Origin of the sequence: Microcoleus sp. N9_B4 (assembly GCF_036701635.1) — a bacterium.
Taxonomy (GTDB): Bacteria; Cyanobacteriota; Cyanobacteriia; order Cyanobacteriales; family Microcoleaceae; genus Microcoleus.
Window position 1 is genome coordinate 76,616 of the sequence record NZ_JAUBRC010000025.1, and the last position, 11,408, is coordinate 88,023.

The 11,408-nt window shown below is 48.3% G+C and carries 10 protein-coding genes; 5 read left to right on the forward strand and 5 right to left on the reverse strand.

Annotated elements, in window-relative coordinates:
- Positions 1-63: 63 nt before the first annotated feature.
- The gene (locus QUA43_RS17850) at positions 64-228 is read right to left on the reverse strand and encodes a hypothetical protein (RefSeq protein ID WP_333375635.1); all 165 of its coding nucleotides are present in this window, start codon (positions 226-228) and stop codon (positions 64-66) included.
- Between the two features lie 217 nt (positions 229-445).
- Here QUA43_RS17850 and QUA43_RS17855 point away from each other — a divergent pair, with 217 nt between their 5' ends.
- Positions 446-2,599, forward strand: a complete 2,154-nt coding sequence (locus tag QUA43_RS17855; RefSeq protein ID WP_333375637.1) for a polyribonucleotide nucleotidyltransferase — start codon at positions 446-448, stop codon at positions 2,597-2,599.
- Positions 2,600-2,887: 288 nt separating this feature from the next.
- Here the strand turns inward: QUA43_RS17855 and QUA43_RS17860 are convergent, their stop codons facing one another.
- Positions 2,888-4,144: a HAMP domain-containing sensor histidine kinase gene (locus tag QUA43_RS17860; protein WP_333375638.1), complete on the reverse strand. Its 1,257-nt coding sequence runs from the start codon at positions 4,142-4,144 to the stop codon at positions 2,888-2,890.
- Positions 4,137-4,811 (reverse strand): two-component system response regulator RppA, encoded by a 675-nt coding sequence (gene rppA / locus QUA43_RS17865; protein WP_333375639.1) that lies wholly within the window; start codon positions 4,809-4,811, stop codon positions 4,137-4,139. The genes QUA43_RS17860 and rppA overlap by 8 nt, the downstream gene beginning before the upstream one ends.
- Positions 4,812-4,970: 159 nt before the next feature.
- On the opposite strand from rppA, the gene QUA43_RS17870 reads away from it, so the two are divergent.
- On the forward strand, positions 4,971-5,360 hold the full coding sequence (locus QUA43_RS17870; protein ID WP_333375641.1) for a hypothetical protein: 390 nt from the start codon (positions 4,971-4,973) through the stop codon (positions 5,358-5,360).
- 326 nt (positions 5,361-5,686) lie between these two features.
- Entirely contained in the window at positions 5,687-5,863 is a 177-nt protein-coding gene (locus tag QUA43_RS17875) for a hypothetical protein (RefSeq protein ID WP_333375643.1), read from the forward strand.
- A gap of 64 nt (positions 5,864-5,927) precedes the next feature.
- Here the strand turns inward: QUA43_RS17875 and QUA43_RS17880 are convergent, their stop codons facing one another.
- Positions 5,928-7,151: a PQQ-dependent sugar dehydrogenase gene (locus tag QUA43_RS17880; protein WP_333375644.1), complete on the reverse strand. Its 1,224-nt coding sequence runs from the start codon at positions 7,149-7,151 to the stop codon at positions 5,928-5,930.
- A gap of 687 nt (positions 7,152-7,838) precedes the next feature.
- On the opposite strand from QUA43_RS17880, the gene QUA43_RS17885 reads away from it, so the two are divergent.
- Entirely contained in the window at positions 7,839-9,182 is a 1,344-nt protein-coding gene (locus QUA43_RS17885) for an amino acid permease (RefSeq protein WP_333375645.1), read from the forward strand.
- A gap of 25 nt (positions 9,183-9,207) precedes the next feature.
- Positions 9,208-9,876 (forward strand): class I SAM-dependent methyltransferase, encoded by a 669-nt coding sequence (locus QUA43_RS17890; RefSeq protein WP_333375647.1) that lies wholly within the window; start codon positions 9,208-9,210, stop codon positions 9,874-9,876.
- An 85-nt stretch (positions 9,877-9,961) separates the two neighbouring features.
- Here QUA43_RS17890 and QUA43_RS17895 read toward each other — a convergent pair whose 3' ends face one another.
- Positions 9,962-11,329 carry a Rid family detoxifying hydrolase gene (locus QUA43_RS17895; RefSeq protein WP_333375648.1) on the reverse strand — a complete coding sequence of 456 codons (1,368 nt, stop codon included), beginning with the start codon at positions 11,327-11,329 and terminating at the stop codon, positions 9,962-9,964.
- Between the last annotated feature and the right edge of the window lie 79 nt (positions 11,330-11,408).

Below are 11,408 nucleotides of genomic sequence, written 5' to 3' on the forward strand. Positions count from 1 at the left end.
GATAAGCGGGCATAGGGCATAGGGCATAGGGCATAGGGCATACCTCACCAAGATTGAGAACTGCTATATATTTAGGTACTTATGGCACACCTTACCGCTTATTCCCTGACCTAGATAACTAAATCCCTCTTCCCTCTTCCCTCTTCCTTCTTCCTTCTTCCTTCTTCCTTCTTCCTTCTTCCTTCTTCCTTCTTCCTTCAACGTCCCAATTCCCAAACGAAAATTCATAGTACCATCTATTTCAGGCGTTTAGCGGACGATCGACCGAAGCATCGACCCCAGACAGCAAAAAATAATTTTCGAGTATAAATGCTTACAAGCGAGACGCAGACAGTCGATCGCGAGGCGATTATCCCTGTCTTTTGGCGTCGGACTCTCAAACATCCTGTGGTAATGTTACGATCCCGACAGAGAAAGAATGTGGTAGATAAGGAAGCAGTGCTACATGGTAGAGATAGACAAGTCAATATCCTTCGATGGACGGGATATTAGACTGAAGATTGGTTTACTAGCGCCTCAAGCAGGCGGTGCAGTTTTGATTCAGTCGGGTGACACGGCGGTTTTGGTGACAGCGACTCGATCGCAGGGGAGAGAAGGAATTGATTTCCTGCCCCTGTTGGTGGATTACGAAGAGAGACTCTACGCTGGCGGTAAAATTCCCGGTGGATTTTTACGCAGGGAAGGGCGTCCCCCAGAAAAAGTGACTTTGACAGGCCGTTTGATCGATCGACCGCTGCGTCCGCTATTTCCAAGCTGGCTGCGAGATGACATCCAAGTTGTAGCCACAACTGTTTCGATGGACGAACAAGTGCCACCGGACGTTTTGGCTGTGACGGGGGCTTCGGTGGCGATACTGCTGGCGAAGATGCCGTTTTATGGGCCGATGGCGGCAGTGCGAGTCGGTTTGGTAGGGGACGATTTCATCATCAACCCCACCTACAGCGAAATCAAAGAAGGCGAGTTGGATCTCGTGGTAGCCGGTTCTCCTGATGGAGTAATCATGGTGGAAGCCAGCGCTAACCAATTGCCGGAACAGGATATCATCGAGGCGATCGACTTCGGCTATGAAGCAGCCTGTGACTTGATTCAAGCCCAGCGCGAAATTATGGCGGAATTGGGCATCGATTTGGTGGTAGAGGAACGGCCCTCCCTAGACTCCGCCCTGGAAAACTTTATTCGCGATCGCGCCCAAGAACCCATCCGCATCATTTTGTCAAGATTTGAAAAAGACAAAACAATACGGAATGCAGCTTTGGACGAAGTTAAGGCAAATGAAGTCGAATCTGCGATCGCCGAACTTGCCGAAGACGATCCGGTAAAACTAGCCGCCACCGCCAACACCAAGGCGATCGGCAACGTTTTCAAAGACGTTACCAAAAAAATGATGCGGAAGCAGATCCTCGAAGATGGCGTCCGTGTAGACGGCCGCAAGCTAGACGAGGTGCGACCCGTTTCTTGTCGCGTAGGCGTCCTGCCGTCGCGAGTACACGGCTGTGCGTTGTTTAATCGGGGCTTGACTCAAGTGTTGTCCGCAGCTACCCTGGGAACCCCAGGCGACGCCCAAGACTTAGGAGACGACTTGCACCCGCAGCAAGACAAACGCTACCTCCACCACTACAATTTCCCGCCGTTTTCGGTAGGAGAAACCAAGCCGATGCGATCGCCCGGACGCCGAGAAATCGGTCACGGAGCCCTCGCAGAACGCGCTTTGCTGCCCGTTTTGCCATCCAAAGAAGATTTCCCCTACGTGATTCGCGTAGTTTCAGAAATCCTTTCTTCCGACGGTTCGACCTCAATGGGTTCAGTTTGCGCCTCAACGCTAGCATTAATGGATGCAGGCGTTCCCCTTTCCCAACCCGTCAGCGGCGCGGCAATGGGCTTAATTAAAGAAGGCGATGAAGTCCGAATTTTGACTGACATTCAGGCAATTGAAGACTTTTTAGGCGACATGGACTTCAAAGTAGCCGGTACCGACACCGGGATTACTGCTTTGCAGATGGACATGAAAATCAAAGGTTTGCCCTTAGATGTGATTGCCACCGCCATCCGCCAAGCCAAACCGGCCAGACTGCACATTTTAGAAAGAATGCTGGCAACCATCGACACTCCCCGCAAGGAAATGTCGCCGTTTGCACCACGTTTGCTAACCCTGAAAATCGATCCAGAATTTATCGGTTTGGTAATTGGACCAGGTGGCAAAACGATCAAAGCCATCACCGAAGAAACCGGTGTCAAAATTGACATCGAAGACGACGGAACCGTGACAATTGCTGGCAACGACAGCGAAAAAGCTCAAAGGGCTTACAACATTGTCCAAGGCATGACGCGCAAGTTGAATGCAGGAGACGTGTATGTCGGCCGCGTAACTCGAATTATTCCGATCGGCGCTTTTGTGGAAATTTTGCCCGGAAAAGAAGGAATGATTCACATTTCCCAGTTAGCGGACTACCGCGTTGGTAAAGTGGAAGACGAGTTAGCTGTGAACGATGAAGTGATTGTCAAAGTGCGAGAAATTGACAACAAAGGTCGAATTAATTTGACCCGCTTGAATATTCATCCCGACGAAGCGGTAGCCGCCCGCGAAGCGCTGAATAAATAGTTTACGGTTGGTAATTGGTAATTACTTATAGAGTAATTGCTAATTGCTAATTGGTAACTGGTGATTAGTAATTGCTAATTGCTAATTGAGATTAAATCTGATTGTTTCAGATGGATTTGGGAGTAGGTGCGCGACAGCGACAGATCGACAAGAGTGCGATCGGCTGTGGAAGTTAATACAGTCGCGCACTTTACCCTCTGCGGCTGAAACCGCAACTACACAATCGATCGCAACTGTGATTCAAGAGTGACAATCTTGGATGTCCCCGTTATAGCCGCAGGATATCTTCTATGACAGGGGCAGTTCTATTTGAAACAAAGAACCTTTCCCAACCTCGCTACTTACCGTTAGGTGTCCGCCGTGAGCTTCCACAATTTGCTGGGCGATCGCCAATCCCAATCCAGAGCCGCCTTTCTTCCGTGTTCGTTCCTCATCAACTCGGTAAAATCGATCAAAAATGTGTGGCAAATCTGCCTCTGGAATGCCGATTCCCCTATCTTCTATTTGAATTAAAATGCGATGAGATTGATTCAATAACCGCAGCCACACTGTTCCTTCAGGTAAGGTATATTTGCAGGCATTGGTGAGTAGATTAGTGATAGCTTGTTTTAATAAATCAGAATTGCCTTTGATCATAACTCTCTCTTCAGGCAGTTCTAAATGAAGGCTTAAATGCTGGGCAACACCCTGTATTGATGAAGTGGCGATCGTATTTTTCAACAGGTCATTTAAGTGAATCGATTGAAGCGAGTTTGGGTCTAACTGTCCTGCCTGTCGTGCTAAAAACAAGAGATCAGTCACCAACCGATTCATCGACTTAGCCGTTTCAGCAATCTTTTCCAATCGAGAGTGCTTAGGCTTGCCGGCATCGACTGGGCTGAGTAAGCCAACCTGGGCATTGCTGAGTATTGTGGCAAGCGGTGCCCTTAGTTCGTGGGAAGCATCAGATGTAAATCTTTGCATTTGGGCATAGGCATTTTGAATGGGTTGCATTGCCAAACCGCCTAAAAACCAACCTACTAGACTAATCGCGCCCAGAGTCAAGGGCAGTGTTACTACCATCACAATCAGTAACTCTCTCAGTGTTTCCTGAGCATCCGTCAATGGGATGGCAATCTGGAGGTAGCCAATCGTCCGTCCTTTCTGGTGAACCGGAAGGGTTAATTGTCGCAGCCACTCGGGGGGAGATTGAATGGTTTGAAACGCCGCGATCGCCTGAATCCGATCCGAGGGCTGCGCCCCATAAAACTGTTGCAGTTGTCCAGTCGCTGAATACCACCGGGCGTAAACAACTTCACTGTCAGACGGGGGAGAATAATTACCAAGAATCGGAACGTTACTCAGATCGATGTGTTCTTTTCCCTGCCGCAAACCATACTCAATATTGGCAGCCATGACTCTGGCTTTTTTGTAGAGTAGTCGATCGATCTGTTCTAAGCTGTTAACCGAGCGCTGGTAGTAAATGATCCCTGCAAAAATGATGAGAATAGCCCCCATCGAGAGCGTAAACCAGTGGGCAAGATTGCGGCGGCTGCGATTAAACATCTGGATTCAAGCGATATCCCATACCATATACGGTTTCTAGCCAACTGACAGCACCTATCATCTGCAATCGCTGCCGCAGACGACGCACCAGGACAGTAATCGCATTACTCTCCGGTTCGCTGCCCCACTCCCACAAGGCTTGTTCAATTTGGCTGCGGGAGAGTACCTGACGAGGATGGCGCATCAGATACTCTAGAAATAGAAATTCGCGAGTCGATAAATGCAGACTTTGCTCCCTCCGTTCCATAGTCAGCGTTGATAGATGTAGAGTCAGATCTTCAACCTGTAAAGTATCCCCTTTCCAAAGCGGCGATCGTCGTCCCAATGCCCGCACCCGTGCCAACAGTTCAAACACATCGGCAGGTTTGATGAGATAATCATCTGCTCCAGCGTCTAAACCGCTAATTTTGTCAACAATCGCATCTTTGGCGGTCAACAGCAACACTGGGGCCGTTTTTCCCAGACGGCGGTATTGCTGGCATAAGCTTAAGCCACTGACTTCAGGTAATAACCAATCCAGGATCAACAGATCGTAGTCCCGCTTCGATAAAATCCACTGGGCCGTCGCCCCATCTTCTACACCATCCACAATATGTCCTGCCTCAGAGAGAGCTGCTTGAAGTGGCTCCAGTTGATCTACATCGTCTTCTACCAGGAGAATTCGCATCCGTCTAACCATTGTTCAGCAAATTGTATGTATGGTAGAGAAGAAATTTAGGAAAAGCCTCCATCACAGGTAAGATTTATGCCAATCTGCAGCTCACTAAAATGTTGGTAGTTTCTCCAGATTATTTCGAGCAATCTAAATCTAAAATCCAACATTTCAATGGCTTTACCTCGCTTCCTACCACTTCTACACCGCGTTGCCTGGGAATTCTGGTTACCTCTGCCTTTGGTAGCAGTCTTATTCTGGACTACAGGTAACTTCATCGCGGCTCAAACTCTAAGCCGTCCTTATAACTCTGTCAACAAACTCCCGGCAGATAGACAGTTAAATCGGAGATTACCAGTAACAATCTTGAGCATAAATGCAGAAATCGATCGCAGCCTGGGCGTTACCACTATTTTTGTCAACACCAGTGACTCAACTTTAAAGAAGCTGGAATACGAGTTTCCAGTAACCCAAACCAGTCAGGCCGAAGCAGCGATCGCCCAAGAATTAGCAATGCCGGTTGAAAATGTCCGCAAATTGATCAGCTACCGACTTAATAACTAAGCGGTCGATCGAAAAATTGCTGCACCATTGGCGAGTGGGAAATAGAGCGACTGCCGCCGATCGCAAGCATGGATTTAGTGCCTGCGATGAGAAGGACTAGAAATTGTGTCTTCTCTAAGATCGATAGGCTCAATTCGAGTTTGAAGCCAGGCAAAGAGAACAGCAACTCCCAACAAAATGAGCGTTGTGCCTGCTACCAGTTGCAACATGATAATGTAAACATCACAATCTTTTATGGGCGATTTTGGCACATAAATAGACTGCTTAGTATTTTTCTACTCCGAAACCTACATTTGCGAATTTGACCGTCTTTCTTAAATCCCTGTTTGGCTGCTTTGACGGCCCCCCAAGCATCTTTGATAGCGATTGATTTAATCGGGAAAGGTACAGGCCTTGCCCATTCTGGCAAACTGTTGAGTATTCCGGTTTTGATTGTCATCCAATTAGAATTACCCATTCAACTCATAAAACAACAGGTAAAGAAATCGATCGAGCGATCGTGATTCTCTACCTGTTTTCAAGTTGAAGCCGAAAAGTGATCAGAAGGTGACAGGTTCAAAAACTGACTCAGCGAGTAATGCGAAGAATCTTGTCCTGTTCTGGTGGGCAACTGCCGCGACCATCACAATTACTGGTGGTCACATACAATTCCCCATCGGGGCCCATAATCGCTTCTCTGAGCCGTCCCTGCTGCCCCTGCAAATACACTTCATGCTGCTGCACCTGACCCGATCGAGGATCGATGACGATTCGCTGCAATTGCTCTGCCCGCAGTCCTGCAACTATGAGGTTGCCTTTCCATTCAGGAATCGCATTGCCTGTGTAGATGGTGGCTCCTCCGGGGGGTAATGCCTGCCGCCACACGATCGCAGGAGTTACCAATCCTTGCTGTGATTCACAACGGTAGATAGTGGGCCAGCCCAAATTATCACCTGCCTTGGCAACACTGACTTTATCGTGTCCCGATCGCCCTAACTCGCCACTGGGGCCATGATCGCTGACCCACAGAGTCGATACATTCACCCAATCAAACCCTTGAGTATTGCGAATCCCCAGGATATAAACAGGATTTCCGGGGAAGGGATTATCAGCGGGCACCTGGCCATCAGGGGTGACGCGCAAAATCTTGCCTGCCAGACTTTTGACATTCTGAGAAAGGTTTGGATCTCTGGCGTCTCCGGTGCCAATATAAAGCATCCCATCGGGACCAAACCGAATGCGTCCGCCGTTGTGGAATTGAGCAACGGGAATATTGTCAACAATGGTGCGATCGCGGGTTGCACTCACCCCATCTTGGGACAACTGCCAGCGATCCACCCGATTCACTGGAGTGCCATTTTGGTTGGCCGTGAAATATACATAAAAGAATCGGTTATTGGCAAAATCGGGATGAGCGGCAATGCCCAGTAATCCACCTTCACCGCGATCGCTGACATTGATGGTGGCGATCGCTTGGGGGCGCAGCTTGCCATTTTGCACTAGCCGCACCCGTCCCGATCGTTCAGAAACAAGCAGATCGCGGTTTGGTAAGAAGGCAATCCCCCAGGGAACATCCAGCCCTGTCACCACTTCCTCCACTCGTACACTCACCTGCCCCTGCGGACCAAACCCGTCTTCCACCAATTTGCAACTGGCTGGCTGGGCAGTTTGATTAGTTTGTGCCTGTTGCGTTTCACTACTGATTTGAACAGAAGCCGGTGTTTCGCGCACCTGCGCCTGGGGAGAAGTGCAGCCAACTAGACCCATGATGCTGAACATTAGTCCACTTTTAAGAATGTTTGTTCGTTTCATGCCTTTTTACCTACTAATTACTTTTGAGCTACGCTCCAATTGCCATCAATTTTTGTGAATCAAAGAAAACAGCTAACACCGCTTATCCACCTGTTCAAATCACTTTTTCTTGTAGACACGATCGATCGTCATTTAATCACTTTTGAGCCTAAAATTTGCCGACAATACCAAGCCCCGATCTAGCAATCGAGTGCTTCTAACCATTCAACAACATGATGGCTATTGTGCAAGATCGTGTAGATTTGGTCATCTTGCAAAAGGCTGAGTCTCGTGTATGGATTATCTGTGCGGTTGTCTGATTGGCGATCGAAGCGCTTATGTATTGATTTCAGGAGTGACGCGGATTTGGTAGATGCTACCTCAACTGCAAGCAATGGTTCGTTCTGGTTTGATTATCTGCAAACAATCGAAGCATGGGAACCTGTTCTGAGTAATTAATTGGAAAAATGTGGGAATTGTCACCTTTGAGTCACATTTGCTGTTGACGCTAAGAGTAGACCTTGATTGTCAACCCTTTCCTAAATAGATTTTTGAGGATGAACAGTTCACGTTTCCAGCAACTCTTTTTAATTTCTGATATCGCAGGAATTTTAATTCTTCTGAGTGGGCGTCGGATTTTTGGGCAAAACGGAAATTGGTTTACGCCTGGGTGTCGTTACAAATTCTACTTGTTGAGAAGCTAAAACTGTGAATAGATTAGAGAACACTGCACTGGTAGAACGTAACGAACCCCAAACAGGGACTCCAAAACCCTCTATTAGTCTAATTGATGCGATCGCCTTGATTGTCGGGCTAGTAATCGGCGCAGGAATTTTTGAAACCCCTGCTCTGGTCGCTGCTAATACCGGAACGGTTGGTGGTGTCATAGGAGTCTGGCTGATGGGCGGTGTTGTGTCATTGCTGGGGGCACTTTGCTACGCCGAATTGGCAACGACATATCCCCATGTCGGCGGCAACTACTACTACCTGAAACGGGCATTTGGGCAACCGATCGCAGTTTTATTTGCCTGGGCACGCATGACCGTGATTCAGACTGGATCGATCGCGCTGCTGGCATTTGTGTTTGGCGACTATGCCTCTGAGCTATTTCGACTAGGTGGCTACTCGCCTGCAATTTACGCAGCAGTCGCGATCGTCCTGCTCACAATGCTGAACATCATTGGACTGCGCCAGAGTAAAGGCCTCCAGAACTGGCTAGCGGTGATACTCGTTTTAGGCTTACTGCTGGTCATCGTAGTTGGTCTGGCATCCTCCCCTCCTCCCGTCGGGCCCCCTCCCTCCGATGCCTCTCCTACCTCTTCCTGGGGCTTAGCGCTGGTCTTCGTGCTGCTGTCCTATGGTGGTTGGAATGAAGCCGCTTACATTTCTGCCGAAATTCACCACCCTCAGCGCAATATTGTGCGATCGTTCCTCTGGAGCATTGGCATCATTACAGGACTTTATGTGCTGATTAATCTGGCATATCTGCGGGGATTGGGTATCGCAGGCATGGCCGACTCTCAAGCCGTTGCATCAGATTTACTGCGGCGAGTGCTGGGTGAACCAGGAGCCGCGTTTGTGAGTTTACTGGTTGTGACCGCCACGCTGGGGTCGATCAACGCCAGCATCTTTACGGGGGCACGCAGCAGCTTTGCTCTGGGGCAGGATATGTCTGCGTTTCGTTGGTTGGGACGCTGGCACCCGCATCCGAGTTCACCAACAACCGCTTATTTATTGCAAGGTGCGATCGCCCTGACGCTGATTGGGCTGGGAACCTTCACCCGCAAAGGATTTGAAACAATGGTGGACTACACTGCGCCCATCTTCTGGTTTTTCTTTTTGATCAGCACCCTGTCCTTGATTGTTTTACGCATTCGAGAACCCGATCGACTTCGCCCGTTTAGCGTACCGCTTTACCCGATCATTCCCATAGTGTTCTGCGCTATTTGTGGCTATTTGCTCTATTCCAGTCTGGTCTATACAGGCATCGGCGCGATCGTAGGGGTCATCGTTGTTCTACTGGGTATTCCCTTTGCCCGTCATACTACATAGCAACTTTTTTTGGAGATTTACGATCGTGCAACTCAAAACCATTAGGCAATCACTCTTTGTTGGCGTTAGCATTCTCAGTTTTGCTGCGATCGGTTGTACCGAACAACGTAACTTTGAGACAGTGGCTCCAACTCCGGCTGCCACCTCCCAAACTAATTCTGTTTCCGATCTGGCTCAAGCGACTCCTAGCCCCACAACAGAAGCTCCCACCCGTCAACCCGATGTCGTTTACGTTCCAACCCCTGTACCGGTTGTGAATGAAATGCTGCGGCTCGCAAACGTGCAAGCCAATGACGTGGTTTACGACTTGGGTAGTGGCGACGGTAGGATTGTGATTGCAGCCGCTCAAAAGGTTGGCGCGCGGGGCATTGGTATTGACATCAACCCAGAACGCATTCGAGAAGCTAACGAGAACGCCAAAAAGGCTGGCGTGACCGATCGTGTCGAGTTTCGTCAGCAAGATTTATTCCAAACAGACTTCAGTGAGGCAACAGTTGTCACGCTTTACCTACTGCCAGAACTTAACGTAAAACTGCGCCCCAAATTACTCAGTGAATTAAAACCAGGTACGCGCATTGTGTCCCATGAATTCGATATGGGCGACTGGAAACCTGAGCAGGTAGTAAAAGTGGGCGAGAGAACAGTCTACTACTGGGTTGTACCTGAAACTCCTCCTGCTAATTTGAAGAAGTAGTGAGACTATTGCAGCTTAAGGAGTCAGACTCTAGATACTTGGCACGTCGAAAGATCGACGTGCCAGGTCAGCACTCTAACTCACGTTAAATAACCGCAATACAGTCAATCTCTACTAACACATCTTTCGGCAACCGCGAAACTTCCACACAAGCGCGCGCCGGTGCAGTTTCCGCATCAAAATATTTCGCATAAACCGCATTCACAGCGGCAAAATCATTCATATCTTTGAGGAAAACCGTAGTTTTTACGACATCCAACCAAGTAGCGCCGGCTTCTGTGAGAATGGCTTCGAGATTTGCCATAACTTGTTCGGTTTGTTTTGCCACGTCGTCGGTGTAGACAATATCGTTTAGTCTAATGTCGATCGCAATTTGGCCAGCTACAAACAGCATAGTGCCCGTAGCGGCGATCGCTTGATTATAAGGGCCCACAGGTGCGGGTGCTTTGTCAGTACGAATAATTTTGCGCGTCATAGATGTCACTTTTTTGGATAATTTTTCGGAGGTTTCAGGCTGGTAGATTTTTCCGTCAGAGGTTTCAGGCTGGTAGATTTCTCCATCGGGCATTATAGCACCAGTGAAGTCGGCATTGTTAATATTCCAACCATAGGTTTGAACATCAGTCAAGTCTGCTTTCTTAAGGTTGGCTCCCTCCAAACTTGCTAACATCAAATTTGCTTGTTTAAGACTAGATTTTTCTAGATTTGTCCTTTCTAGACAGGCTTTTTTCAAATTTGTCCCTGTGAGGTCTGCTGCACTAATGTCAGCCTCAGTTAGATTCACACCTGATAAGTTAAATGCAGACAGATTGACACCTCGGAGTTTGGCTCTCTGAAAATTGACACCTTGGAGGTTAGCACCCGCTAATTTCACTTGAATCAATTCTGCTCCTGTCAAGTTTGCCATCGTCAAATTTGAATCGCTCAGATTTGCTCTATTTAAATTTGCGTTCTTCAAGGAGGCTTTAGTTAACGATACGGAGCTTAATTGGGCATCACTCAGGTTTGCATTGTCCAGCTTAGTATTACTCAAATTTGCCCCATTGAGGTTTGCCATACTCAAGTCAGCACCGCTGAGGTCTGCAAAACTGAAGTTGACACTATTACCTACCACCCCGATTAAGTTTGTTCCTACCAGGGATGCTCTACTGAAGTCTGCTCCATAGAGGCTTGCTTTGTTCAGAGTTGCCTCATTCAACTCAGCTCCCGTCAAATTTGCACCGCGTAGGTCTATTCCACTCAAGTCTGCACCTTTGAGGTCTATCCCGCTTAACTGTGCTTTTGTAAAGCTTCGTTCGCCTGCGGCGTATTTTTCTAAAAGTTCTTTAGCATCCATAAATAACCTCGATCGCCCTTCCGCTACACCCCACATTCCCAGCCTACCACCAAAACCGAAAGCGCGAGCTAAATCTGCATCAATCCGTGTCAATCCATTTTCATCTGCGGTTAACAAATTCCCTTTTTTGCAACCGCAGATAGAGGCAGATAAACACAGATTTACGCAGATGAATTAGAGATTATCTGCGTGAATC

Bases quoted from the DNA above. Each gene is read 5' to 3' on its own strand.
- QUA43_RS17850 (WP_333375635.1), bottom strand. From the start codon at position 228: ATGAATTTTCGTTTGGGAATTGGGACGTTGAAGGAAGAAGGAAGAAGG.
- QUA43_RS17855 (WP_333375637.1), top strand. From the start codon at position 446: ATGGTAGAGATAGACAAGTCAATATCCTTCGATGGACGGGATATTAGA.
- QUA43_RS17860 (WP_333375638.1), bottom strand. From the start codon at position 4,144: ATGTTTAATCGCAGCCGCCGCAATCTTGCCCACTGGTTTACGCTCTCG.
- rppA (WP_333375639.1), bottom strand. From the start codon at position 4,811: ATGCGAATTCTCCTGGTAGAAGACGATGTAGATCAACTGGAGCCACTT.
- QUA43_RS17870 (WP_333375641.1), top strand. From the start codon at position 4,971: ATGGCTTTACCTCGCTTCCTACCACTTCTACACCGCGTTGCCTGGGAA.
- QUA43_RS17880 (WP_333375644.1), bottom strand. From the start codon at position 7,151: ATGAAACGAACAAACATTCTTAAAAGTGGACTAATGTTCAGCATCATG.